Origin of the sequence: Brevibacterium oceani, assembly GCF_013623835.1 — a bacterium.
GTDB classification, from domain to species: Bacteria; Actinomycetota; Actinomycetes; order Actinomycetales; family Brevibacteriaceae; genus Brevibacterium; species Brevibacterium oceani.
Genome location: NZ_JABKDE010000004.1, coordinates 283,401 through 308,571 on the forward strand (window position 1 = coordinate 283,401; position 25,171 = coordinate 308,571).

The window sequence follows — 25,171 nt, forward strand, 5'->3', positions numbered from 1 at the left end:
ACCCACGGTCACGGAGACCCGCCTCGGCGAAGGGAAGGCAGGGCGATTCGAACGGTTCAGAATGTGCGAACGAGTGCACAGGTGCCCTGTGTTCTGCAAGGATGGGGGTCAGAACCTGTCGGGAAACCACCTGCGCAGGCACAGTAGTACTGTTACCTTTCCCCGAGATCGAGTGGAGTAAGCGATGAGTTCGCCGCAGCATCCAACCGGGTCCGGGCCACAGCCGTGGCAGGATCAGCCCCCGCAGTACCCCGGTCAGAATCAGCAGCAGCCAGGCGGTGCGCCCGGGGGTTACGGATCGGGACCGGGACCCTACGGTGCAGCGCCCGGGCAGAACGCCTCTGCGCCGGGACCGTATGGGTCGGGGCCCGCGCAGTACGGGTCTGCTCCCGGACCGTACGGGTCCGGACCGGTCCAATACGGCTCGGGACCCGCCCAATACGGCTCGGGACCCGGACCCTACGGTTCGGCGCCTGGTCCGTACGGTTCGGCACCCGGACAGTTCGGCGGAGCGCCCGCGCCCAAGCAGAAGACGGGGCCGGGCCTCATCGGACCGCTGACGCTGCGTGACCTGTTCCTGCTGTTCGCCGGTCTGCTGGCACTCATCGCTCTGTTCGTGCCCTACCGCGCCTACTCGTGGGAGTCGACGACCCTGTGGCACTGGAACGTCGCCGATATGGGCGCACTCGTCTTCGCCGTGCTCACGATTCTGCTCATCGTCGCGACCGTGCTGGTCAACAAGCTCGGCAGCGGTCGGATGCGGGTCGGATCGCTCGGACTCGACCAGTTCATCTCGGTGCTCTCGGCGATCGCGTTCACCTATGTCTTCGTCGACCTGCTCACCTCGGCCGTCTACTGGCATGTGGGCTCCTACCTGACGTTCTTCGCGGCTCTCATCGCGTTCTTCGCCGGCGTGTTCACGATGATTCCCTTCTTCGCGAAGGAATTCGACGGTCGCGAGGCCATCGAGACTCATCCCAAGGCTCGCCCGGTAGCGAAGCACACCCCGCATCCGGCCCCCGTGGCGAACGTCCCCGGCGGCAACGCCGGAGCTCCCGGCTTCGTCCCGTACGGTTCGGCTCCGGCCGGTGCCGCTCAGGGTGCTCAGTTTGGTCAGGGGCAGCCCGGACAGCCAGGGCAGGCTCAGCCTGGTCAGTTCGGCCAGCCAGGTCAGGGTGGTCAGCCGGGTCAGGCCGGTCAGGACGAATTCGGGGGATTCGGACAGCCGGGTCAGCCCGGTCAGCCTGATGATTCCGGCCAGTCGGGATCGGCACAGTTCGCAGCGCCCGGTCAGCCGGGTCAGCAGGACCCCACCAGCGGTCAGGGACAGTCCGGCTCCGATCAGTTCGCACAGAACCAGAACCAGTTCGGTGCTCCCGAGCAGGGACAGCAGCCGAACCCCTATGCTCCGCCTCAGCAGCAGGAGCCCGTGGGCTCAGCGAATGCCTTCGCCGCGCCGGCTGAGAATTCCCCTGATTCTGGCGCCGATTCTGCTGTCGACTCCACGCACGGGAGTGCCGCCGGTGCTCATTCGGCCGATGTGGGAACGTCAGCGGACGACTCCGCTGACGGCGCTGTGCACAGCACCGGTGACGGACAGACCTACCTCGGTCGTCGGGATTCGGAGGCTCCGCAGCACTCGCAGAGCGAACCGACTCAGGCCTTCGGCGTCGGAGCGGGCCACAATCAGACCGGCTCCCGCACCGACCAGCCGCAGGGTGATTCCGGCCAGCAGGTCTCGGAGCACAGCGATTCGGATTCCGGTGCCGCGGCAGCCGCCGCGAGCGTCGGTGCGGTCGGTGCCGGCGCCGGAGCTGTGGCCGCTGGAACCGCCGCGGCCAATGCGGACTTTGAGCGCCGCCGCGGACGCCACGCCGCCCCCGAATCGGATTCCGACGAGACCGCCGATTCTGCGGCACGCCCGAGCGACGGCTCAACGGCCTCGACCACGGGTTCGGATTCTGCCCCGGCCGACGCGGCGACGGGCTCGGACTCCGTCACCACCGCCTCGGCGAAGGAAGCGGAATCACGCGCCGACGAGGAGACCCCGACGGTCGTCTCGCCCGCTGAAAGCAGCGACCTCGTCTCGAAGGTCAACTCGAAGTCCTCGGACACGAGCACACCTGCCTCCGAGGGAGTGGCCATCGGCGGTGGGGACACCGAGACGGCGGCCTCGACCGACAAGGTAGGGCGGGCCGACGAGGCAGGGAAGGCCGACTCCCCGGCGCAGCCCGTCTCCGGTGAGCGCCAGACCGACGACTCGTCAGTCGGTGAGAGCTCGTCAGTCGGTGAGAGCTCGTCAACGGATGGGGGCACCTCGTCAGAGGACTCGGGCGACAACGCCAACATCCGCTCCACAGAGGCGACGGTCGTCAGCAGGCCGGCAGGCGAGAACGTCGTGGCCGGGGAATCCGGGGACCAGCCGTCGTCTCGGGGCGAGAGGATCGAAGCGCCCGAGAGCGAGGAACCGACACAGTACGTTCCCGTCGCCAACTACCGCAACCGGCCCGAAACCGAGAACGACCGGCCCGAAACCGAGAACCAGGCGCCTGCGGTGTCGGGCTCCTCGGACGAGGACACCGTGGCGCAGACGGCCATCGACAGCGAGCCCGTTCCGGCCGATGCCGGACAGGGCCCCGCCGTCGGCGGTCAGGGCCGAACCGACGCTGTCCAGAACAACCCGAACAACCAGGACGGTGGACGCACCATCATCCAGGCGTTCTGGTTCGCGGTGCCCGAACCGCGCGAGGCCGTCGACCCGACGACCGGGATGCCGGTGTTCACGATCTATCCCGGCGACTGGTACCTCAGCCTCGAGGACAACGGTTCCTGGTTCAAGGTCCGTGACACCGACGGCCGCGAAGGCGTCCTGCGCAACATCGACGGTATCCAGCGCGGCTGATCGTGCCGGGGCCGACTCGGACGCCTCAACTGTGGACGCAGCTCGCACCGAACGGCCCCCAGCCGGCTCACACCAGCTGAGCCGCAGCGACCGATACCGTCGCTGACCAGGGCCGAAGGTCCGCAACGCACCGAAGGGGCGTCTCCTGTGACTCGAACTCACAGGAGGCGCCCCTTCGTTGTCCTCGTCCACAGGCACCGACTCCGACCTGGCCCGGCACACCCAGCCGCCGACAGGCTTCATGCCATGCAGGTAGCCCTCATCACCGACCTCGGCGCAATCACCGAAGAATGCGCCCGCGTCGCCGAAAGCATCGGCGTCACCCTCACCGTCCTGCCGCCCGACTCCGGAGGCTGGCAGTCGGCCTCCCTCATCCTCCTCGGCGAGGATGTGAAGGAAGCCCCCGCCACGGACCGAGCCGACCGGATCCTCGTCGTCCTCGACGGCGACGAACCCGGCTCGACCTGGGCGAGGGCGAGCCACCTCGGCGTCGATCAGCTCGCCGTGCTGCCGGCGGCGGCCGAATGGCTGAGCGGGCGGATGATCGCCGCCATCGAACCCCCGGTCGCCCCGGGGACCACGGTCGGCGTCGTCGCCGGATGCGGCGGAGCCGGAGCCTCGGTGCTGGCCTGCGCGCTCGCCCGCCGGGCCGCCGCCGACAGCAGCGCCGTCCTCGTCGACGCCGACCCGTTGGGCGGCGGACTCGACCTCGTCCTCGGAGCCGAACAGGTGCCCGGACCCCGGTGGACCGACCTCAGCGCTTCCCGCGGTCAGCTGCGCCCCTCGACCCTGGCCGATGCCCTGCCCCGCCACGACGGGCTCGCCCTCCTGTCCTGGGGACGCGACGACACCGTCGACCTCGACCCGGACGTCTTCGACGACTTCCTCGCCGCCGCCGGTCAGGCCTTCGACCTCGTCATCGTCGACCTGCCCCGCCACGCCCCACCCCAATGGACCCGGCGCTGCCACCACGTCCTGCTCGTGTCCCCGGCACGGGTCCGATCGGCAGTCGCCGCCTCCCAGGTCGCCAAACGCCTTTCCCAAGCCCACCCGGATGTCCGCCTCGTCGTCCGCGAGACCGGCGCCGGCGGACTCGACGCCGAACTCCTCGCCGACTCCATCGGGCTGAGCCTGGCCGGAAGCATCCGCGACGACCGCGGCCTGTCCGCCGCCGTCGACCGTGGGGAGGGCATCCCCGGAGGCGCCCACCTCGGCCGCCTCGTCGACCGACTGCTGGGGGAGTGGGTGGAATGAGCGAATGGCTCGACGCCTCCCTCGTCGCCGACGTCCGCAAGACCCTGCTCGACAAACCGGGACCGGTGACCACCGCCGCCGTCGCCGAGGCGGTCCAACGCACCGGCCGGGTCCTCGGGTCGGCCGCCCTGCTCGAATTGGTCACCCGCCTCTCCGCGCAGCTGTCCGGGGCCGGGCCCCTGCAGTCCGTGCTCGAGGTCCCCGGCACCACCGACGTGTTCGTCAACGGACCGCGGGAGATCTTCGCCGACACCGGCGACGGTCCCCGCCTGCTCGACCTCTCGCTCGGTTCCGAGGACGAGGTGCGGTCCCTGGCGGTGCGGCTGGCCGCGCTCGGTGGGCGCCGCCTCGACGATTCGAGTCCCTATGTCGATGTGCGTCTGCCCGACGGGGTGCGGATGAACGCGATCGTCCCGCCGATCTCCGGCGAGACCACGACGATCTCCTTCCGCGTGCCCAAACGCTCCGGATTCCCCTTCGCGGTGCTCTGCGCCGACGGCTTCATCCCCGACGAGATCAGCCCGCTCATCGCCGAGGCGGTCACCGCACGGGCGAACATCCTCATCTCTGGCGGCACGGGCACGGGCAAGACGGTCCTCCTCGGTGCCCTGCTCACCCTCGTCGAGGACATCCAGCGCATCGTCATCGTCGAGGACTCCCGTGAGCTCATCGTCGCCCATCCCCACGTCGTCCAGCTCGCCGCCCGCCAGGCCAATGTCGAAGGCGGCGGCGAGGTGACCCTGACCGATCTCGTCCGCAATGCCCTGCGGATGCGCCCGGACCGCCTCGTCGTCGGCGAGTGCCGCGGGGCCGAGGTCAGGGACATGCTCACCGCGCTCAACACCGGCCACGAGGGCGGGTGCGCGACGATCCACGCGAACACCGCCGATGCTGTGCCCAGCCGTGTGGCCGCCCTGGGTGCGCTGGCGCACATGAGCCCCGAGGCGGTGTATTCGCAGTTCTCCACCGCAATCGATCTCGTCGTCCATCTGCGCAGGTCAGGGTCCGACCGTGGGGTCACCGAACTGGCGATTCCGACGCGGACGAGCACCGATGGGGTGGTGATGGAACCCGTGTGGGGCAGACCTTCGCCGTCGTCGCCGGGCACTGTCAACCGTCGTGCCCTGGCCCGGTTCGAAGCCGTGCTCGAACAGAAGTCCGCCGGATGATCGTTCTCACCGCCGTCCTCGTGGCCGTCGGGGTCATCCTCACCGCCCCACCGGACCCGGGCGCCCGTCTGCGCGAACTCCTTCGCCGAGGCGGCCGCGAGGAATCTACTCGATGGTCCCCTCTTCGACTCCTGCGCCGAGGCGGCAGTGTCGAGGACGCGCAGAGCGAGAGACTGTGGGCGATCGCCGCGGTCGAGAACTGCGCCCACCTGCTCAAGGTCGGGATGACCCCGCAGGCGGTGATGGCGACCTTGAGTCGGCAGAACGATGCCCTGTCACCGATATCGCGGGCCATCTCGCTGGGCGAGGAGCCGGGCCGGGCGATTGCCACCCGCAGCGTCGGACTGCCGGCGTCCGCCGCCGAGGTTCTCGCCGGCATGGCTGCGGTGTGGACGGTCTCCGAACGTTCCGGGGCACCGGCGGCCGAGATGATTCTGCGGTATGCCGCCGCCCAACGCGATGCCCTGGATGCGGAGCGGGAACGTCAGATCGCCATGGCCGGGCCGAAATCGACAGTGCGGGTGCTCAGCTGGCTGCCGCTCATCGGCATCGGCCTGGGACTGCTCATCGGCGTCAGACCGGTCGAATTGGTCTCCGGTCTGCCCGGTCAGCTGAGCATCGGCGGAGGAATCGTCCTCTACGTGCTCGGTCGCTGGTGGATGCGGACCATGATGCTGCGGGCACAGCGGTGAGCGTCATGGGACCTGTGTTCATCGGCATCCTCGTCGCCCTCGCAGTGCTGCTGTGGTCGGGCTCGACCGGCGGTCGACTGCAGGGCCTGCTCGGTGCTGGGAGAATCGGCAGCGGTGCGGGCGGGAGCATTGCCGGTGCTGGGGACAGGGCTCGCAGCAGTGGCGGTGCCGGTGACGTCGGAACCCGCGAGGATGCCGGTAAGGACGAATCTGGAGCTGTTCGCGCCGGCACTCCTGCGGCCGTGGCCGATGATCAGCTGGCCTTCGATCTCGACCTCGTGGCGATCTGCCTGACCTCGGGACTGCCGATCCCTGTGGCACTGACGCTGACGGCCGACGCCACGGGAGACCGTTCTGGTCTGCAGCGCATCGGACGGGCGATGACGATCGGTGGGAAGAAGCTCGCCGAGGACGACCGGCTGCTGCCCGTGCTCGAAGTCTTCGAGTTCTCCGAACACACCGGAGTCGGCCCGGCACCGCTCATCGAATCCGTGGCCAAGGAGCTGCGTGACTCCTCCCGCAGACGGCGTCAGGAGGCCGCCGCGGCACTCGGAGTGAGGCTGGTGCTGCCCCTGGGCGTGTGCATCCTGCCGGCGTTCCTGCTGCTGTCGGTCGTGCCCGTCGTCATCTCCCTTCTCTCGGATCTCACTACGGTCTTCCTCTGAACCCTGACCGATGCTTCTGGGACCTGACTGGTTCTTCCGAGCCCTGCACGCTTCCCCCGAGCCCTGCACGGCGGTGGTATGGAACCGGTTTTCAGATTCGGCCGGTAGGGTCGGCGTATGGCACAGGTAACACCCTTCAATCAGCTGTCCGATGTCGAACAGGCCGAAGACTACGCCGAAAACCTCTTCGTCGGCCGAACCGTGCGACTGCGTCCTCTGCGTGAGGAGGACCTGCCCTACCTCGAACAGTGGTGGTTCGATCCCTCGATCGTCGTCCTGCAGAACCACACGATTCTGCCGCGGCCCGAAGGCGGGGTCTCCGAACAGTTCTCCCAGTGGAGCGCGAACACCTCGAGCGAGGCCGTGGGCTTGAGCATCGAACTGATCGAGACCGAGGAGTTCGTCGGTCACGTCACCCTCTACGGACGCAATCCGATCAACCAGTCCGCGACCCTGGCGATCGTCCTGGGTCCGGAGTTCCACGGTCGCGGGTACGGCTCCGATGCGGTCCGGTTGGCTGTGAAGTACGGGTTCCTCCAGTTGGGACTCAACCGCATCGAGCTGCAGACGTGGGCGTTCAACACCCGCGGAATCGCCTCATACACGAAGGCCGGATTCGTCGAGGAAGGACGTCGACGCGAGGCCGTGTTCTTCAACGGACGCCGCCACGACGAGGTGATCATGGCCATTCTCCGAGATGACTGGGCCGGAAACACCTGAGCCGCCCAGGAGTCGGGCTCAGCGGCCGCGGCAACAGTCGGCCTCGGCAGCCGCACCATCCGTCGGCTTCGGACCGATCCCGCCGATCAGGCGGTCACTCACACGCCGATGACTGTGGACACCGCCGCGACTCGAACGTGATCTGCCTGTGGACGACGAAACGGTATCCACAGGCTCAACTCCGACCCTGGACAGCCCCGCCTCCTGCCTCCCAGGCTGAAGGTCCGCTTGCAGAGCGCGAGCGGATCCGCAGCCAAGGAGGAGAACATGAGCACCACGTCACCGCCCCCGGAGATCGCCGACCCACCGGACGAGCAGATCGAATCGGCCCCTGAGAATCTCGGCATCGACGAGTTCTGGGGAGACGACACCGGAGCGACCACCGCCGAATACGCGATCACCACGCTTGCCGCCTGCGGATTCGCAGCCCTGCTCGTCGTGATTCTCAAATCCGAACCGATCAAGGAACTCGTCACCGGGGTCATCCAGACCGCGCTCGGACTGGGAAGCTGAACCGAGATGAACCGGCGAGGCTCCCGTGCTGTCGACGACAGGCAGGGCCGTGACGCGGGCACGGCGACGGCCGAATTCGCCGTCGTCATGCCCGCCATCGTCCTGCTCATCGTTCTGCTCACGGGAGCCGCCGCGGTCGGCTTCTCCCAGCTGCGAGCCTTCGACGCGGCACGCTCGGCGGCCCGTGAGATCGCCCGCGGCGAGTCGCAGGCGGCCGTCGTCGCCGAAGCGAAGAAGCACGCAGGGGAGGCCTCATCGGTCACCGTCCGTGCCGACGGCGGCTATTCCGTCGTCACCGTGACCATCCGTCTGCCGGCCGCGATCTTCTTCCTCGACACCGTCGATGCCGCCGCCACCGCCAGATACGAAGGGGACCGAGGAGGAACGTCATGACGAACATCGTCGTAGGACTGTGCTCGATCATCCTCGTCCTCGTCACCGCGATCGGCAGTCTCGGGCAGGCGTTCGTCGCTCACAGTCGAGCCCAGAGTGCCGCCGACCTGGCGGCGCTGGCCGCCGCCGATGCCGTGCGCGGACTCGCGACCGGCGAGCCCTGTGAGATCGCGAAGGAGGTGGCTGAGCGCAACGGCGGTAGGCTCGGCGACTGTCGGGCGTCGATGAGCGAACAGTCCGCCTACGTCGTCGTCGAGGTCGACATCCCGGGACCGCTGCCGAAGGTCAGGGAGAAGGCTGTGGCGGGCAAGTAGAGCCGTCACTGCAGCACGGTGCGCAGCAGGCGCAGCGCGGCGTCCTTCTCCAAGGGTTCATTGCCGTTGCCGCATTTCGGTGACTGCACGCAGGAGGGGCAGCCGTCGATGCACTCACACGCCGCGATGGCATCCCGAGTTGCGGCCAGCCAGTCTTCGATGACCTCGCTGCCGCGTTCGGCGAAACCGGCACCTCCGGCCAACCCGTCGTAGACGAACACGGTCGCCAGGCCGGTATCGGCATGCAGCGCCGTCGACACCCCGCCGATGTCCCACCGGTCGCAGCCGGCGAAGAGGGGCAGCAGCCCGATCGAGGCGTGCTCGGCGGCATGGACGGCTCCGGGCAGGTCACCGGAGGCGACCTCGGCCTCATCGAGGACCGTCTGCGGGATCGTCCACCACACGGCCTTCGTCTGCAGGGTGCGTTCGGGCAGGTCGAGTTCGTGCTCGGCGATGATCGCCCCACCGCGCTTCGCTCGCATCCGGTAGGCCACGACCTGGTCCTTGACGTCGACGGTCCCGCTGCACACTGCCACTCCAGAGGGCAGCACCCGCTGCGCGTCGGTGTCGACGATCTCGATCTCCGTGGCCGAACGTGGCTGCGTCGTGTAATCGACCTCGCTGCGTTCGACCAAGACGATGCGTTCGTCGAGGTCGAGATCGAGGACGGTGAAGTCGACGCCCTGATGCGTATACACCGCACCCGGATGGGCGCCGGTGTGCGCCCCAGACTCGTCGACGGTGCCCAACAGTGTGCCCGTGCTCGACTCGACGAGGCGGAACTGTCCACCCCCGGCCCCGCGGATGTCGGAGAGATCCGTCGCCGGTTCGTCCTTGGCCCAGAACCATCCGGTGGGCCGTGCCCGCAGCATCTTCCGCTCGACGAGGTCGTCGATGACCTCACGCGCATTGTCCGGGAAGTGCATGAGATCGCCTGCCTTCAGAGGCACCTCGGCGGCGGCCGCGCACAGATGCCCGGAGAGCACATGCGGATTGCCCGGGTGGATGACCCCGGCGTCGACGGGGGAGTCGAAGATGACCTCGGGGTGGTGGACGACGTAGGTGTCCAGAGGGTCGTCGCGGGCGATGAACACGGCCATCCACCGCTGCCCTGCTCGCCCGGCGCGCCCCGCCTGCTGCCACAGGGAGGCCAGGGTGCCCGGCCAGCCGGAGATGATGACGAGGTCGAGACCGGAGATGTCGATGCCCAACTCCAGGGCGTTCGTCGAGGCCACCGCCAGCAGCTGTCCCGACCGCAGAGCGGTCTCGAGCATTCGACGCTCCTCGGCCAGGTACCCGCCCCGGTAGGCGGCGACCTTCCCGGTCAGTGAGTCATCGACCGCTCCGACCTGGTCACGGACGGTCTGCGCCAGCGCCTCGGTGCCGCGGCGGGAGGCGATGAACGTGATCGACCGGTAGCCTGCGCACATCGCATCGGTGATGATGTCGGCAGCCTCGACCAGCCCGCTGCGCCGGTCCCCGCCGGGCGAGACCGGAGGCTCCCACAGGGCGAAGCTGCCGGCGGCTCGCGGCGAGGAATCCTCGGTCACCGCATGCGCGGGCCGGCCGGTGAGCTTCGCGAACGCCGCATCCGGGTCGGCCATCGTCGCCGAGGCGCCGATGACGACAGGAGAGGCACCATAATGGGCGGCGATGCGCAGCAGACGCCGCAGGATCAATGCGACATGAGATCCGAACACCCCGCGGTACCGGTGGGCTTCGTCGATGACGATGAAGCGCAGGTTCTTGAACATGCGGGTGAAGCGTTCGTGCTGGGGCAGGATCGACCGGTGGAGCATGTCCGGGTTGGTGAAGATGATGTTCGCATGCCGCCGGGCCCAGTCCTTCGACGCCTGCGAGGTGTCCCCGTCATAGGCGGCCGGTCGCATGCCCTGGACGATGAAGCGCTCCAACTTCGCCAGCTGATCGGCGGCCAGTGCCTTCGTCGGAGCGATGTAGATCGCCGAGGCGGTGCGCAGCTTGTCCCTCGTCGCCTGGATCGATTCGAGCACCGGCAGCCAGAACCCCAGGGACTTGCCCGAGGCGGTGGGGGTGGCGATGACGACATCGGATCCGTCCCTGGCCGTGCTCGCCGCCTCCAACTGGTGCTGCCACAGCGCGTCGACGCCGATCGCGTGGCAGGCGTGCTTGAGCTCCTCGTCGATCCAGTCCGGCCAGGCGGCATCGGACTCGAAGCGCTGCGGGACGTCGCGGACGTGGACGATGCGCTCATCCCGGGCACCGAAACCGGTGACGATGTCGAGGAGAGCAGAGGAGGCCATGGGTCAATTATGGCGCAGTCGTTAGGATTCTTCTGTGACCGATCTACCGCTGACCCGCCTGGGCGAGACCCTCTACCGTGCCGGCTACACCGAACCGCGACTGCGACAGCTCTGGGGTGGGCCGACCTCGGAGGCGCTGCTGCGCAACGACGCCGCACCTGCCATCCGCGCCTGCTCACGTCTGCTCGCAGATGACGCGACCGCATCCGCCGACCGGGGGCTGGCCGGCCTGGCGCTGCTCTTCCACCTCCACCGCAGCGTCGAGATCGAGACGATCCGCACCGTGCTGGGGGAGTCCTTCGACACCGCCGCCGAGGCGGGGCTGATCGAGATCACCGACGCCGAGGTCTGCGCCCCGTTCGCGCTGACCCCCTATGACCTCCCCGTCGGCGTCCCGCGAGGCTTCAGGCCAGGCGATGAGAATCTCTACCTCGTGGCCGACCACGGCACCCTGACCAACCCCGACGTCCTCGACGGGGAGTTCGTCCTCGGACTCGGCGGGGCCGGGCGCACCCTCGTGTCCATCACCCCGCGTGAACCGGTCGAACTGGCCGCCGACATCGGCACCGGCTGCGGCATCCAGGCCCTGCTGCTGGCCCGCCACAGCCAGAAGGTCATCGCCACCGACATCTCCCACCGCGCCCTGCACCTGGCGTCCCTGTCGGCGCAGATCAACGGGGTGGACACCATCGACTTCCGCCACGGATCCCTGCTCGAACCGCTGCATGAGAGGGTCGACCTCCTCGTGTCCAACCCTCCCTTCGTCATCACCCCGCGCAGCACTGACACCACCTTCGAATACCGCGACGGCGGAATGACCGGCGACGCCCTCGTCCGGGCCCTCTTCGCCCGAATCCCCACCGTCCTCGCCCCCGGCGGACGCAGCGTCTGCCTCGGCAACTGGGAGACCACCTCGGGCAGCGGGGGCGGGCCGGAGACCTGGGTGAGCGAGAATGACACCTCCGTGTTCGTCATCGAACGCGAAGCCCTCGACCCCGTCGCCTACGCCGAGACCTGGGTCCGTGACGGCGGCATCCCGCGAGCCAGCGACTCCTGGAACACCGCCGTGACCGACTGGCTCGACGACTTCGACGCTCGAGCTGTGGAGGAGATCGTCTTCGGGTACGTGCTCATGGTCCGGGCCGATAACGATGTGCCAACGATTGACACCGGCACATTCAGGACCAGTGTGCGGATCACCTCGGCGCCGGCGAACAATCCGCACGGACTCGCCGAATTCCTCACCACGGTCATCGCCATCCGCACCTGGTTGGCCGGGGCCGGGCCCGAGGAGATCGCTCAGACCACCTTCACCCGGTCACCGGACCTCGTCGAACACCGCCACTTCGTGCCCGGTGAGTCGGAACCGAGTTCGATCACCCTGGAACAGGGGATCGGGCTCGGGCAGGTCTTCGACCTCGACACGGCACTGGCCGGGTTCGTGTCCGTGGCCGACGGATCGCTGACGCTGCGGCAGACGGCAGGTGCCCTTGCGCAGCTGCTCGAGGTGGATGCCACTGCCTTGGAAGACCAGCTGATCGCCCAGGTCAGAGCCCTGGCCGCGGCAGGTGCCCTGCTGCCCGGAAGCGGCCCCGAGGACGGCTGAGCGACGTGGCGGGATGAGGAAGAGTGACTCGACCGGTCGAGGAATAGGGATAGGATCGAAAACCGTTGACGCCGTGTCCGGACCTGGTCCGGTCGGTGTCCGGCCTGGTCGGCCCGATGCGGAGCAGGCCCGAACAACAGTGTTACATTGGGCCGGATCGTCCGTTGCATGAAGCAGCAGGTGCCGTGAGAGGAATGTGAAAGCGTGACCACAACCGAGAAGAAGCCCCGTCGCCTCGTCATCGTCGAGTCTCCGACGAAGGCGCGAACGATCGTGGGATACCTCGGCGACGGTTATGACGTCGAGGCCTCAGTCGGCCACATCCGCGACCTGCCCACCCCCTCGGAACTGCCCGCGGATATGAAGAAGGGGCCGTACGGGAAGTTCGCGGTCGACGTCGACAACGGCTTCGACCCCTACTACCGGGTCGACCCGGGCAAGAAGAAGAAGGTCACCGAACTCAAGCGCCTGCTCAAGGACGCCGACGAACTCTATCTGGCAACGGATGAGGACCGCGAGGGAGAGGCCATCGCGTGGCACCTGCTCGAGGTGCTCAAGCCGAAGATCCCCGTCAAGCGCATGGTCTTCCACGAGATCACCCCCGAAGCGATCGAACGGGCACTTGAGAACACCCGCGACATCGACACCTCACTCGTCGACGCGCAGGAGACCCGGCGCATCCTCGACCGTCTCTACGGCTATGAGGTCTCACCTGTGCTGTGGCGCAAGATCCGAGCGGGCCTCTCCGCCGGACGAGTGCAGTCCGTGGCGACCCGCCTCGTCGTCGAACGCGAACGCGAACGCATGGCGTTCGTGCCGGCCGACTACTGGGACCTCGACATCGACCTCGGACTACCCGACGGGACGAACCCGTTCGCCGCGAACCTCACCACCCTCGACGGGTCACGGGTCGCCGCCGGCAGGGACTTCAACGACAAGGGCCAACTGAAGACCACCTCGGCGACGGTCGTCGACCAGGCCCGTGCGGAAGCGCTGGCCACGGAACTTAACGGTACCGCGAAGGACGCGCTGACCGTGACCGCGGTGGAGTCGAAGCCCTACTCCCGCCGCCCGGCCGCACCGTTCACCACCTCGACGCTGCAGCAGGAGGCCGGCCGCAAACTGCGCATGAGCGCCCGCCAGGCGATGCGCACCGCGCAGTCGCTGTACGAACACGGCTACATCACGTATATGCGTACGGACTCCTCGGCGCTGTCCGGTCAAGCCATCGTGGCCGCCCGGAAGCAGGTGACCGAACTCTACGGCCCCGAATTCGTGCCGCAGTCGCCGCGTCAGTACGCGAGCAAGCAGAAGTCGGCGCAGGAGGCCCACGAGGCGATCCGTCCCGCCGGTGACTCCTTCCGCACCCCGGCACAGGTGTCCAAGCAGCTCAATGGGGACGAATTCCGTCTCTACGACCTCATCTGGAAGCGCACCGTCGCCAGCCAGATGGCCGATGCGAAGGGCAAGACCGCGACCATCAAGGTCAATGCCGCACTCGCTGACGGGCATGAGGCCGGATTCAGCGCCAGCGGCACCGTCATCACCTTCCGCGGATTCCTCGCCGCCTATGAAGAGGGCCAGGATGCGTCCCGCTACGACACGAAGTCCGGCGAGTCGCGGCTGCCGCAGGTCGAAGAGGGCCAGTCGCTGTCGGTCGTCAAGGCCGAAGCCGACGGGCACACGACCGCACCGCCGCCGCGCTTCACCGAGGCCAGCCTCGTCAAGCAGCTCGAAGAGCTCGGCATCGGCCGTCCCTCGACGTACGCGGCGACGATCTCGGTCATCCAGGACCGCGGCTACGTGACCACGCGCGGCAACGCCCTGGTGCCCAGCTGGTTGGCGTTCTCCGTCGTCCGCCTGCTCGAAGAGCACTTCACCGGGCTCGTCGACTATGCGTTCACCGCCGATCTCGAGTCCGAACTCGACCGCATCGCGATGGGCGAAGAGGACCGCAACGATTGGTTGGCCGGGTTCTATTTCGGCGACCAGACGCAGGACCGGGAAGGTCTCAAGGCGATCGTCGACGACCTCGGCGACATCGACGCCCGCGAGGTCAACACCGTGGCCATCAGCGAGGGTGTGAACCTGCGCGTGGGCCGCTACGGCCCCTACCTCGAGGTGGTCTCGGGAGCCGAGGGCGAAGACCCGAAGCGGGTCTCCGTGCCCGAGGATCTCGCCCCCGATGAGCTGACGGCGGCGAAGGCGGCCGAGCTCATCGAGACCCAGGGCGGCGAGGACCGCCAACTCGGCGTGGACCCGGAGACCGGACACACCATCGTGGCGAAGAACGGCCGCTTCGGTCCCTATGTCTCCGAGGTGCTTCCCGAGTCCGAGGAGAAGCCGAAGCGTGGTGCCAAGAAGCCGAAGCCGCGCACCGGTTCTCTGTTCAAGTCGATGGATCTCGACACGATCGACCTCGAGACCGCGCTCAAGCTGCTCAGCTTGCCGCGCGTCGTCGGCCAGGACGAAGAGGGCACGGACATCACCGCGCAGAACGGTCGCTACGGCCCGTACCTGAAGAAGGGCACGGACTCCCGGTCGCTGACCGAGGAGGAGCAGATCTTCACCATCACCCTCGACGAGGCGCTGAAGATCTACGCCGAACCCAAGCAGCGCGGCGGTCGCCGTGCCGCGGCACCGCTGAAGGAACTCGGCGAGGACCCGGAGACGAAGAAGCCCGTCGTCGTCAAGGACGGCCGCTTCGGCCCCTACGTCACCGACGGGGAGACGAACGCGACCCTGCGCAAGGACGACTCCGTCGAAGCCGTGACCCTCGAACGCGCCGCGACCCTGCTGGCCGAGAAGCGAGCCAAGGGACCGGCGAAGAAGAAGGCACCGGCCAAGAAGACCGCGGCGAAGAAGGCTCCTGCGAAGAAAACGACCGCGGCGAAGACGACAGCCTCGAAGTCGACGGCTTCCAAGTCGACGGCTGCGAAGAAGTCGACGACCGCGAAGTCAACTGCGGCGAAGAGCACTGCCGCGAAGAAGACTACGGCGAGCAAGACTACGGCGAGCAAGACCACTGCGGCGAAGAAGACGAGCTCGGCGAAGCCGAAGACTCCCTGAGCCCGAGGTCAGTCATCTCGAAGCTGTCGATCTCCCAGATCGATCGAACCGGTGAAGAAGAGTTCTCACGATGGTTCGCAATTCGTGATGCCGTCGAATCGTTCGACCGCGGTCCCGAGGCACCGCGGTGGACCGAAGAAGAACTCAGGGTCGCTCTTCGGACGGACACGGAATCCACGTCGACAGAGCTTTATCTCGCTTCGTTCGGCGAGGGTGAGGCGATCGGCGGCGCTCGCCTGAAATTCCCGCTTAAGGACAACCTTCATCGCGTCGAAGTCGAGCTTTTCGTCGTTCCTGAAAAGCGGCGTCAGGGCCTCGGCACCGAACTCTTGGAATTCGTAACGCGACGTGCCCGGGAACGTCAGCGAAGGGTCATCGCGTCCGAAATCTGCTGCCCGCTCGAACGCGACGACTCAGGCGGTTACTCTACGAGCAGCGATTCGTCAGAACGATGCGGCGAGAAAGGCGTGCCGGGGATCGAATTCGCGCGACGGCAGAGCGCGGTGTTCGCACTCGGCGATCTGCGAAGCGAATGTCCTCTGCCCCTCAATAGCGCGGTCGTGGACAGCATGTCCGCAGAAGCGCATGAACGCTCTGCTGGTTATGAGATCCGTTGCTGGCAGGGACCTGTTCCCGATGAATTCGTCGATGGGTGGGCGCTGATGGAGGGCCTCGTCGAAACCGAAGCGCCGACCGGCGATCTCGAGATCGAACCGGGAGCGTCGACTGCGACCGATGTCCGGGAGCAGGAAGATCAATTCCGCGCACAGGGCAGGACCAGTTTCGGCGCCGTTGCCCTCAACGCTGATCGTCAGATCGTCGCCTACAGCCAGCTCGTGCATTCCTCAGCAGAGTCCATGGTGTATCAATGGGGAACGCTGGTGAAGGCTGAGGCTCGTGGGCACCGACTAGGTATGGCGGTCAAGGCGGCAACTGCTCGACTGCTCAATGAGTCTGGACTGTCGGCACGAGCGATCATCACCTACAACGCTGAGACGAATGGGCACATGCTGGCGATCAACAGAAAGATGGGGTTCCGACCGGTCGAGCGCCTCGAGGAAATCGAACTCAAACTCACCGAAGACTCCCTGAGCCGCTGACCGCCGTGTGCACGTCGTTGTTTGGTCATTCCAACGTGTTTTCGACGCTGAAAACACGTTGGAATGACCAAACAACGGCGGTTTCTCGAGACTTACCTTGGCATAGAGGCCACCAGAGCTGCAGCTTCCGCGTCAGCTGCTCACTGAGTCAGCGAACTCCTTAAGCGCCTCCCTGTCGAGGCGGTAGGTCTCCCACTCGTCCTGTGCCTTCGCACCGAGCGATTCGTAGAACCCGATCGAGGGGGTGTTCCATTTGAGGACGCACCACTCGAGGCGGGTGTATCCTCGCTCCCGGCAGATCTGGGCGAGCCGACCGAGCAGCGCCGTGCCGGCACCGGATCCGCGAAGCTCTGGGGAGACGAACAGGTCCTCGAGCCAGATGCCGTTCTTACCGGTCCAGGTGGAGAACGTGTGGAACCAGATCGCGATGCCGATGATCTGCCCGTCCGCCTCGGCGACGAGCCCGAAGGTGTTCGGGTGACCGTCGGCGGGGAACATCACCGCAGCGAAGTCCGCCTCCGTGGCCTCCACCGCGTCCGGTTCCTTCTCGTACTCGGCCAGCCCATGGACGAGCCGGAGAATATCGGGCAGATCCTCAGGCGTGGCTTCACGGACGGTGACGGTCATCGATGCTCCTCTGGGATTCTGGAGTTCTGAGATTCTGATGTGGTGGGTTGCCGGGGCCTCACAGCACGTGCTTGTTCACGTACCCGGCCAACTCGGCCAGCTCCGCGGCGGTGGGGGACTGGGGCGACTGCGGGGCGGCGGAGTCATAGTAGGCGGCGAACGCCTCGGCGACGGCATCGGTCGTCACCTCGCGATGGATCTCACTGATCGACCCGCCCGTCGCAGGATCCCACTCGACTCCGAGCGCGGCCTCGACATCGGTGAGGACCGCCCGGATCGGATCCGGATCCTCGACGACGACGGAGGAGGAGAACAGCCACGCACCGGAGACGACGCGCTGAGCGGTGCCGATGGCCTTGATCCGTCCGGCGACGTTGACGCTGTGCTCGCCGGGGCAGTACTCGCCGGGTATCTCGCCGAGGCGGGCATCGATGCCGATTCCGCGCAGCACCTCGACGTAGTCGAGACCGAAACCGGTGAACCGCGCGTTCGTGTTCGTGATGAACGCATCACTCGGTTCGATGTGATCGATGACGAGCGACCCCGGATGGTAGGCAGCAGCACGCCCGCCGAGGCTGCGCAGCGCAGGCGTGAAACCGTGGTCCCGAGCCGCCTCGATGGCGGCGGCGAACCCGGGCAGGAACCGATCGCGGGCACCGAAGGCCAGGGTGGGAGCGGGCCGATACATCCGCAGCGTCGCACCACGCCTGCCGGCTTTGACCGAATCGAGGAGGACGCGGGCGAAGGCGAGTTCCTCGACGGGGCCCAGGCCTTCGGCGGCCACCGTGGTCATCGCGGTCTTGTCTGTGTGCACGAGATCAAGAGTAGAGGATCGGTGCTGGTCGTCGGGGCACTGGTTGTCCTGTCCTCGGTGTGCAGGTTGTCCGAGATCGCACCGGGTTCCAAGAGATATGTCAGTTCGGGCAGATAGTGTAGAGCCGTGAGCATGTTGACGACTACAGGACACCGACTGCCCGGAGCCCCCGGCCGCTTGGTCACCGAGACCGCCGCCTGGGGTGCCCTGATCGCTCTGGTCGCGATCAGCTATGTGGTTGCCGGCACCAGCGGACTGACGGCCACGGTGGGCGGACGCGCGTTCACCACGATTGCCGATTCCATCAGCGCAGGCGGGTTCGACAACCGCATGGGCAGTCTGTCGCTGCTCATCGTCTTCGTCCTCTCCTGCGCCGGTCTCTTCATCCCCACCAAGGTCTTCGCCAAACGACCGCCCGCCGTGCGCAAGACTGCTCTGAGCATCTCCGCCATCGTCGAGGCGGCCCTGCTCGTCATCCTCAGCCTCGCGCCGAGCGCCTGGCTGACCTGGGTCGCCGGTCTGTTCCTCGGAGCCGTGGTCGGACTGCTCATGAGCATCAACCCGTTCACGAACGAGAAGCCGTGGCGGCGTGTGGGCATTCCCGCGGCGGTCCTCGTCTTCGTCTCCTGTGCGTTCCAGATCCTCGGCGGTTCGGCCGCAGGCACGCAGGCGCTGGGGTGGATGAGCCTGTTGGTGGGCATCGGCATGGCCATCGGCGCCATCATCATCTTCCTCACGCCCGAACGCGTCCTGCACGCGGAGACAGCGACGACCGGTTCCTTCCCGGAGCTCAAGGCTCGCGTGGCCAGGCCGCCCGAGGCGATCGCGAACCCCTGGGTGTGCGTCGGACTCTTCGCCGTTCTCGGCGCGACCTTCATCCTCGCTCAGCCCACGGCGGTCAGCCACGGCTACGGTCAGGCCGGTTTCGCGCTCATCATCGCGTGCTGCCTCGTCGGGTGGGCGATCGGCTTCGAGATGGGACCGACCTTCGCTCCCGGCATGTCGCGTCCCCGGGTGTCGACCTTCGCTCTCCTCGTCTCCGGCGTTCTGCTGCTGGCGACCGGAGCCATCGGTGAACTCTCCGGCAAGGTCGTGCTGTCTGCGGCGATCGCCTTCCTCGTCGGCATCGGCGTGCGCGCCCAGCCCTACGACTTCTCCCGCCGGTACGGGGCCGTCGGCGGTGCGGGCCTGGCGATGGTCATCAATGCGCTCGATCTCGGCGGCACCGTCGACGTCGGTTCGAGTCCGGATTGGGTGCTCGCTCCCAGCGATGTCGCCTTCCTCGTCTTCGGCGTCGCCTCGCTCGTCGCCGGTGTCATCGGCCTCTTCACCTTCGATCCGCACAAGCTGCAGGGTCTGTCCGTCGACATCGTCCACGGCTTCCGTCCGCCCAATCAGGCCGAGAGCTCGGCCGGCGGTCTGAGCAATCCGGCCGAACGCCTCGGGGCCGGGTTCTTCATCGCCATCGAGGGTGGGGACGGATCCGGCAAGACCACCCAGATCAAGCGGATCTCCCGAGCTCTCGCCGATGACGGCTACCACGTGGAGTCCACTCGCGAACCCGGCGGAACCGAACTGGGCACGAAGATCCGCTCCGTCCTCTTCGATGCCGAACCGCCGAGCACCCGCGCCGAGGCGCTGCTCTTCGCCGCCGACCGTGCCCACCATGTGGCGTCCCTGGTCGATCCCAGCCTGGACGAGGGCGCCATCGTCATCACCGACCGGTACATCGATTCGACGATCGCCTACCAGGCAGCCGGACGCAGCTTCGACGAGAAGACGATTCTCGCGTTGAGCCGGTGGGCGACCCAGGGACTCGTCCCGCATCTGACGATCGTGCTCGACATCGAACCCGAGGTCGCGGCCGAGCGGATGGGCAAGCGCGGCGAGAGCAACTACCTCGACGCGGAGAACCAGCAGTTCCACCAGCGCGTCCGCCAGACCTACCTCTCGCGTGCCCACAAGGAACCCGACCGTTACGTCGTCCTCGACGCCGCGGTCGGAGCCGATGAGCTCACCGGGTATATCCTGCAGGCGATCCGTGACCGGCTTCCGCAGGCACTCGTCACCCGTGACAGCGCTTCCGGCAGTGATTCCGCCGTCGCCGAGGTGGGGGCGGAGTCAGGGCATGTCCCGTCTGATTCGGAGGCGAAGTCCGATTCCGGCGAGCAGTCCGCGTCGGGCACGCAGTCCGAATCGGACGGCGGATCCGAGCCAGACGGTCGCGACCGTTCCGCGGAGTCGGACTCAAGCGCAGACGACGGTGCGGTGCCCGAAGAGTCTGCGGATGCTGAGTCGGCGGCGGAGCCGAACGAGGATCCGACCGCCCATCCCGATGCCGGTTCCTGGCATGAGCGGGGGCCGCGCTTCGTGCCGGTGACCAACGATCGGTTCACCCCCAGCGCCATCACCGACGACGAGGTCGCACAATCCGGAGCCGTTCCCACCGAACGGGTCGATCTCGGTGCCGATCTGCGTGACGATGCGGCCGCCTCGGCGAACGATTCGACGGAATCGTCACCCGAACCATCCAAGGCGTCTCCGACCGGCGAGGATGACGCCACGACGGTGCTGCCCGCACGAGGACGCACCACCGATGCACTCATCGATGACACCGATGACGAGGACAGCGTGCCGACGAACCGCATCGAGACCTACAGCGCTGAGGAGGCCGAGACCCGGGTCGTCACCTACGTCGATCCCGACGAGGCCGAAACCCGTGTGGTCAAGCAGGTCGACCCGGAGGAAGCGGAGACACGGGTCGTCGAACGCTCCAGCCGTGACCAGCAGGTCGACCCGGGCGATTCGCCCGATGACGGCGACCACGTCGACTCGACCGACGATGCCGAGACCACGGTTCTGCCGGTCCGCAGCGCCCGCGATATGAGCCGCGAACGCCTGCAGGCACAGGCCGAGATCGAACGCCAGGCCAGGGAACGGCTGCGCAGACAGCGCGAACGCAACAACCGCCGCTTCAACAACCCGGAGGGATCCTGAGGTGAGCGTCTTCGACGAACTCGTCGGCCAGGATGACGTGGTCACTCAGCTCGGCTACGCTTTGGACGATCCTGCCGCGATGACCCACGCATGGCTGTTCACCGGCCCACCCGGTTCGGGGCGATCGAACGCGGCCAGAGCGTTCGCGGCCGCCCTGATCTCAGGCGGGACGGAGTCCAACGATGTGACGTCCCGGGTGCTCTCGGGACACCACGAATCGCTGACGATCATGTCGACCCAGAAGTCGGTCATTGCGATCGACGAAGTCAGGGAGCTCGTGGCGAAGGCGCAGTCGGCGCCGGTGAACTCGCAGTGGCGCGTCGTCATCATCGAAGATGCCGACCGAATGATGGAGCGCACTGCGAACGTGCTGCTCAAAGCCATCGAAGAGCCGCCGCCGGCGACGGTGTGGCTGCTGTGCGCCCCCAGCCCGATCGATGTGCTCACCACCATCAGATCGCGGTGTCGACCGGTGCGTCTGCGGATCCCGTCGCGCGAGGCCGTGGCTCAGCTGCTCATGCAGCGTGACGATGTCAGCGAGGAACGGGCGCAGTGGGCCGCGGCCGTGGCTCAGAACCACATCGGGCGGGCGAAGTACCTGGCCTTGAACGAATCAGCCGACGCTGAACGCAAGCAGATCCTCGCGATCCCGGGCAAACTCACCTCGGTGGGGGCGACGATCCGGTTGGCCGGGCGTATCGTCGACGAAGCCGCAGAGACGGCGAAGTCGCGTGTCGAGGAGCGCAACGCCGCCGAACGCAGCGAACTGATGACCACCTTGGGCATCGAGGGGGAGAAGACCATCCCGCCCTCGGCCAGGGCTCAGATCAGGAAGCTCGAGGAAGAGCAGAAGAGGCGGTCCGTGCGGGCGCGCAACGACGAGCTCGACCGGATCTTCCTCGAACTGATGAGCCTCTACCGCGACATCCTCATGTATCAGCTGGGCATCCGCGACGGCTGGATCAACGCCGGCGAAGTCGACCTCATCGCCGAACAGGCGAACCGTGACGGGCCGGACACGACTCTCCTGCGCATCGACGCGATCACCGAAGCCAGGCGGCGACTGCAGACGAACATGTCACCGGTCCTCGTCGTCGAATCCGCGTTCGTGCTGCTGTCGAATCCGTGGCTGCAGGACGACCGGACCGGAGCGATTTGACGCTGACCCGCTCGGTCGAGGCCGATCAGGTACTGATCCGCTCGTTTGCGGCCGCGTAGGTGCCGACCTGCTCGGTCGCGACTGCGGGGGAGTGGGCCTTGTCTCAGGCTTCTGAGAGGAGTTCTGCCACGAGGGCAGCGGTGAGTTCGATGCGGCGGGGAATCCAGATCTGCAGAGCGTGCTCGGTGCGCGCATGGGAGCCCCCGCCGACGGTGCCCAGACCGTCCAAGGTCGGCGTGCCGACTCCGGCGGTGAAGTTCCCGTCCGAACCGCCGCCGACGGCGACGGATCGCAGCGGAGGGTGCCCGAGTTTCCCGGCCAGGCGCTGGGCCCGGGCGTAGAGCCCCATGGCCATGTCCTCTTCGAGCGGGGCCCGGTTGATTCCGCCCTTGAGCTCGATCTTCGCGCCGGCGACTGTGGGGGCCAGCGTGCGCAGGGCGTCGTCGATGCGCACCTGTTCACTCGCCGAGGCGGCTCTTGAGTCGATCCCGACGACGGCCTTGGCTGGCACCGTGTTCGTCGTCGATCCGCTCGACATCACCGTCGGCACCACCGAGGTGCCGGCGGAGGGCTTGTGCAACTTCGCGATGTCGACGACCTGATTGGCCACCTCGATGGTGGCATTGATGCCTTTCTCCGGTTCGACTCCGGCATGGGCGGCGAGGCCGGTGACTTCGAGTTGGTAGATCGCGACTCCCTTGCGGGCGATCTTCACCGCACCGTCGGCTGCTCCGCTTTCGAAGACGAGCGCAGCCTTCGCGCCGCGAGCTTCCTCCTCGATGAGCGGTCGGGAGCCGGGGGAGCCGAGTTCTTCGTCGGCGGTGATCAGCAGGCTGACTCCGTCGAGGCTGCCCTGTTCGGCACGGACCTTCGCCAGCGCGTAGAGGGCGATGAGAAGTCCGCCTTTCATGTCGTCGGCACCGGGTCCGCGGACGACGCCGTCCTTGACCGAGTAGGGGAAGCTCTCGATTGTTCCGGTCGGCCAGACGGTGTCGTGGTGTCCGATGAGCACGACCGTGCGGGGACCGGTGCCGAAGCGCCAGAGCACATGCGGGTGACCATCGGTTTCGATGATGCGCGGCGCGGCGCCGAGCAGCCCGGTGCCGATGCGGGAGACCAGCTGGGCGCTGCGGGCCAGCGATTCGGGGTCGTTGGAGAACGACTCACATTCGATGAGCGCCTGGAAGTCACTCATGAAGTCGTCGGAGTCGAACTCTGCCACGGATGCCACCTTCTGTGCTCGCTGATCGTCTGTCCTGTCCAGGTTAGCGTGCTCTGACTTCACGCCTTCACCCGCCGCTCCGACAGAGTCCGACGGCACCGAGGTGGTCCGCCACGACGCCTGAATGCTCGGTTCCCGAGCGGAACGGATGTGCTGTCCGCGACGTCCCCGCGGGGACGTCGGAGCGGTTCGTCGCTCGTTTTGACCACCGGCACTCAGGTTGGCTAAAGTTGGGTCGGTTGCCGCCTTAGCTCAGTCGGCAGAGCGATTCACTCGTAATGAATAGGTCGCGGGTTCGATTCCCGCAGGCGGCTCGGCAACAAGGTCTCTGAACTGGGATTATTTCCAGTTCAGAGACTTTCTTTTATCCCGAGACCGGCCGACCTGGACACAAAACTGGACACACGAATCGCGCGAAAGACGCCGGACGTGGGCCAGGCCTGCGGCCTGGAGGGCGAGGGAGGCGGTCGCGCCCGGCGGATCGAGCTGACGAGCCGTGTCCGCGCCGAGGCTGCTCGCTGCCGCCGGGTGGCGGGTATACGGGGGGCTGGGCGCGACGGTGCGGACCAGGCTCATGACCACGAGTAAGCGGCTTAGGCTGGACTCCGGCGGCCATGAGTGTGCGCTCGGTGGGCCTACCCGCTACTCGGGATGCCTGACGCACACCGGCGCGACGAGCTCGGTTAGAGGCACATCGAGGGCGTGGGCAATGGAATGGAGTGTGCTTATTCGCGCGGCCACCCTGCCAGCCTCGATCTGAATAATCGACTTCCGATGGACCTCAGCGGCCTCAGCGAGCTTGTCGATCGGACATACCTTGCCCTTGGCGACGACGAGCAACCTCTATTCCAAGCGCGCGCAGGTCAGCAGTCGGAGCAGTCATGCACTCAACAGTCACCTAAACGCGCCGATCGAACAGTAGCGTAAAAGCGCCTATTTGAATGCTAGATTCGGTTCAGAGTTGTCTGCCGAGACCGCGGCAGCAGTCGTCCAAAGGTGGCCCCGCCATGAACCACGCATCACAGAGTGAAGAGCAGTTACCGCACCCTATGGATCCGATATTGCTTGCGAAACTGGCACACGAGCGGCAAGATCTCTGGCCATTGATCGAGCGCCATCCCTGCTTCGAGGACTTGTCAGACTCGCTCAGAAAGCGGATCTGTGCGCGGGAACCACTGGGAAGGCGATGGGCATACGGCGACGGCCAAGAGAACAAATAGGACCTCCCTAGGCTTCGGGCAGGGCAGAGTGTCCCGCGACGCTCACACTGCGAGGCACCTTTTGGCTGGGATGCCCTACCCTCCCTGCAGGTTCTCGGCGTCGCCAAGGGCAAGAGTAGCGTTTCGTGGCCTGACGAAGAGCCCCCGCGATCATTGTGATCGCGGGGGCTTACTACCGTCTATACCCAAGAAACTCCTGAGAGCGTCCTCTAAGTCGGCAGATGATGCGCATAGCGCACGGGCCGAAATGCGGCGCTACGAGTAGTACGACCAGCCCACTGGGACCTCAGTCCAGTGGAGCTCCTTCGGATCAACTCGCTTCATAGCCAACTCGTAGTAGTCGTTCATCGCCGATTCTGTATCAAATAGGCCGATCAGTTCGCTGGTATCCCCTGAAACTCTGCGCCAGACCAAGTACATCGTTGCTGTGGGCTTCTTCTTCATATCGTCCGT

Annotated in this window: 20 protein-coding genes and 1 tRNA gene; 15 read left to right on the forward strand and 6 right to left on the reverse strand. The window is 66.8% G+C overall.

The features are described 5' to 3' along the window. Positions 1-184: 184 nt before the first annotated feature. The 9 genes from HK401_RS10740 to HK401_RS10780 all read left to right on the forward strand — a co-directional run bounded on the left by HK401_RS10740 (position 185) and on the right by HK401_RS10780 (position 8,622). Positions 185-2,902 (forward strand): hypothetical protein, encoded by a 2,718-nt coding sequence (locus HK401_RS10740; protein ID WP_181274657.1) that lies wholly within the window; start codon positions 185-187, stop codon positions 2,900-2,902. A gap of 246 nt (positions 2,903-3,148) precedes the next feature. After that, entirely contained in the window at positions 3,149-4,156 is a 1,008-nt protein-coding gene (ssd, locus tag HK401_RS10745) for a septum site-determining protein Ssd (protein ID WP_181274658.1), read from the forward strand. Next, positions 4,153-5,325 (forward strand): TadA family conjugal transfer-associated ATPase, encoded by a 1,173-nt coding sequence (locus HK401_RS10750; RefSeq protein WP_181274659.1) that lies wholly within the window; start codon positions 4,153-4,155, stop codon positions 5,323-5,325. Before ssd ends, HK401_RS10750 begins: the two co-directional genes overlap by 4 nt. Then, positions 5,322-6,017 (forward strand): type II secretion system F family protein, encoded by a 696-nt coding sequence (locus HK401_RS10755; RefSeq protein ID WP_181274660.1) that lies wholly within the window; start codon positions 5,322-5,324, stop codon positions 6,015-6,017. Before HK401_RS10750 ends, HK401_RS10755 begins: the two co-directional genes overlap by 4 nt. A 5-nt stretch (positions 6,018-6,022) precedes the next feature. Continuing rightward, positions 6,023-6,682 carry a type II secretion system F family protein gene (locus tag HK401_RS10760; RefSeq protein WP_181274661.1) on the forward strand — a complete coding sequence of 220 codons (660 nt, stop codon included), beginning with the start codon at positions 6,023-6,025 and terminating at the stop codon, positions 6,680-6,682. A gap of 117 nt (positions 6,683-6,799) precedes the next feature. Beyond that, on the forward strand, positions 6,800-7,402 hold the full coding sequence (locus HK401_RS10765; RefSeq protein WP_181274662.1) for a GNAT family N-acetyltransferase: 603 nt from the start codon (positions 6,800-6,802) through the stop codon (positions 7,400-7,402). Between the two features lie 267 nt (positions 7,403-7,669). Beyond that, the gene (locus tag HK401_RS10770; RefSeq protein WP_181274663.1) at positions 7,670-7,915 is read left to right on the forward strand and encodes a DUF4244 domain-containing protein; all 246 of its coding nucleotides are present in this window, start codon (positions 7,670-7,672) and stop codon (positions 7,913-7,915) included. Positions 7,916-7,921: 6 nt separating this feature from the next. Beyond that, complete coding sequence (locus HK401_RS10775; protein WP_181274664.1) at positions 7,922-8,308, forward strand: TadE family protein; 387 nt, start codon at positions 7,922-7,924, stop codon at positions 8,306-8,308. Next, a complete protein-coding gene (locus HK401_RS10780) occupies positions 8,305-8,622 on the forward strand; it encodes an Rv3654c family TadE-like protein (RefSeq protein WP_181274665.1) in 318 nt (105 codons plus the stop codon). Before HK401_RS10775 ends, HK401_RS10780 begins: the two co-directional genes overlap by 4 nt. Before the next feature lie 5 nt (positions 8,623-8,627). Here HK401_RS10780 and sftH read toward each other — a convergent pair whose 3' ends face one another. Continuing rightward, positions 8,628-10,904, reverse strand: a complete 2,277-nt coding sequence (gene sftH, locus HK401_RS10785) for a DEAD/DEAH box helicase (RefSeq protein ID WP_181274666.1) — start codon at positions 10,902-10,904, stop codon at positions 8,628-8,630. A 34-nt stretch (positions 10,905-10,938) separates the two neighbouring features. Here sftH and HK401_RS10790 point away from each other — a divergent pair, with 34 nt between their 5' ends. The 3 genes from HK401_RS10790 to HK401_RS21245 all read left to right on the forward strand — a co-directional run bounded on the left by HK401_RS10790 (position 10,939) and on the right by HK401_RS21245 (position 16,679). Further along, entirely contained in the window at positions 10,939-12,510 is a 1,572-nt protein-coding gene (locus tag HK401_RS10790) for a DUF7059 domain-containing protein (protein WP_309135963.1), read from the forward strand. Between the two features lie 204 nt (positions 12,511-12,714). After that, entirely contained in the window at positions 12,715-15,579 is a 2,865-nt protein-coding gene (gene topA / locus HK401_RS10795; RefSeq protein WP_181274667.1) for a type I DNA topoisomerase, read from the forward strand. 80 nt (positions 15,580-15,659) lie between these two features. Further along, positions 15,660-16,679 (forward strand): GNAT family N-acetyltransferase, encoded by a 1,020-nt coding sequence (locus HK401_RS21245; RefSeq protein ID WP_507134198.1) that lies wholly within the window; start codon positions 15,660-15,662, stop codon positions 16,677-16,679. A 132-nt stretch (positions 16,680-16,811) separates the two neighbouring features. On the opposite strand, the gene HK401_RS10805 is transcribed toward HK401_RS21245, so the two are convergent. Then, a complete protein-coding gene (locus HK401_RS10805) occupies positions 16,812-17,306 on the reverse strand; it encodes a GNAT family N-acetyltransferase (RefSeq protein WP_181274668.1) in 495 nt (164 codons plus the stop codon). Between the two features lie 58 nt (positions 17,307-17,364). Beyond that, positions 17,365-18,099, reverse strand: a complete 735-nt coding sequence (locus HK401_RS10810; RefSeq protein WP_258234163.1) for a lipoate--protein ligase family protein — start codon at positions 18,097-18,099, stop codon at positions 17,365-17,367. 153 nt (positions 18,100-18,252) lie between these two features. On the opposite strand from HK401_RS10810, the gene tmk reads away from it, so the two are divergent. Both tmk and HK401_RS10820 read left to right on the forward strand, forming a co-directional pair. After that, entirely contained in the window at positions 18,253-21,117 is a 2,865-nt protein-coding gene (gene tmk / locus HK401_RS10815) for a dTMP kinase (protein ID WP_181274882.1), read from the forward strand. A 1-nt stretch (position 21,118) separates the two neighbouring features. Beyond that, complete coding sequence (locus HK401_RS10820; protein WP_181274669.1) at positions 21,119-22,276, forward strand: DNA polymerase III subunit delta'; 1,158 nt, start codon at positions 21,119-21,121, stop codon at positions 22,274-22,276. 103 nt (positions 22,277-22,379) lie between these two features. Here HK401_RS10820 and HK401_RS10825 read toward each other — a convergent pair whose 3' ends face one another. Further along, positions 22,380-23,498, reverse strand: a complete 1,119-nt coding sequence (locus tag HK401_RS10825) for a M20/M25/M40 family metallo-hydrolase (RefSeq protein WP_181274670.1) — start codon at positions 23,496-23,498, stop codon at positions 22,380-22,382. 241 nt (positions 23,499-23,739) lie between these two features. Between HK401_RS10825 and HK401_RS10830 the strand changes: the two genes are divergently transcribed. After that, positions 23,740-23,812, forward strand: a tRNA-Thr gene (locus HK401_RS10830). 328 nt (positions 23,813-24,140) lie between these two features. Here the strand turns inward: HK401_RS10830 and HK401_RS21180 are convergent. Further along, positions 24,141-24,338, reverse strand: a complete 198-nt coding sequence (locus HK401_RS21180; RefSeq protein WP_181274671.1) for a helix-turn-helix transcriptional regulator — start codon at positions 24,336-24,338, stop codon at positions 24,141-24,143. 635 nt (positions 24,339-24,973) lie between these two features. Next, positions 24,974-25,162, reverse strand: coding sequence for a hypothetical protein (locus tag HK401_RS10840; protein WP_181274672.1), 189 nt, complete (start codon positions 25,160-25,162; stop codon positions 24,974-24,976). Between the last annotated feature and the right edge of the window lie 9 nt (positions 25,163-25,171).

Bases quoted from the DNA above. Each gene is read 5' to 3' on its own strand.
- HK401_RS10740 (WP_181274657.1), top strand. From the start codon at position 185: ATGAGTTCGCCGCAGCATCCAACCGGGTCCGGGCCACAGCCGTGGCAG.
- HK401_RS10775 (WP_181274664.1), top strand. From the start codon at position 7,922: ATGAACCGGCGAGGCTCCCGTGCTGTCGACGACAGGCAGGGCCGTGAC.
- HK401_RS10770 (WP_181274663.1), top strand. From the start codon at position 7,670: ATGAGCACCACGTCACCGCCCCCGGAGATCGCCGACCCACCGGACGAG.
- tmk (WP_181274882.1), top strand. From the start codon at position 18,253: ATGTTGACGACTACAGGACACCGACTGCCCGGAGCCCCCGGCCGCTTG.
- sftH (WP_181274666.1), bottom strand. From the start codon at position 10,904: ATGGCCTCCTCTGCTCTCCTCGACATCGTCACCGGTTTCGGTGCCCGG.
- HK401_RS10760 (WP_181274661.1), top strand. From the start codon at position 6,023: ATGGGACCTGTGTTCATCGGCATCCTCGTCGCCCTCGCAGTGCTGCTG.
- HK401_RS10755 (WP_181274660.1), top strand. From the start codon at position 5,322: ATGATCGTTCTCACCGCCGTCCTCGTGGCCGTCGGGGTCATCCTCACC.
- HK401_RS10750 (WP_181274659.1), top strand. From the start codon at position 4,153: ATGAGCGAATGGCTCGACGCCTCCCTCGTCGCCGACGTCCGCAAGACC.
- HK401_RS10765 (WP_181274662.1), top strand. From the start codon at position 6,800: ATGGCACAGGTAACACCCTTCAATCAGCTGTCCGATGTCGAACAGGCC.
- HK401_RS10805 (WP_181274668.1), bottom strand. From the start codon at position 17,306: ATGACCGTCACCGTCCGTGAAGCCACGCCTGAGGATCTGCCCGATATT.
- HK401_RS10780 (WP_181274665.1), top strand. From the start codon at position 8,305: ATGACGAACATCGTCGTAGGACTGTGCTCGATCATCCTCGTCCTCGTC.
- HK401_RS10840 (WP_181274672.1), bottom strand. From the start codon at position 25,162: ATGAAGAAGAAGCCCACAGCAACGATGTACTTGGTCTGGCGCAGAGTT.
- HK401_RS10810 (WP_258234163.1), bottom strand. From the start codon at position 18,099: ATGACCACGGTGGCCGCCGAAGGCCTGGGCCCCGTCGAGGAACTCGCC.
- ssd (WP_181274658.1), top strand. From the start codon at position 3,149: ATGCAGGTAGCCCTCATCACCGACCTCGGCGCAATCACCGAAGAATGC.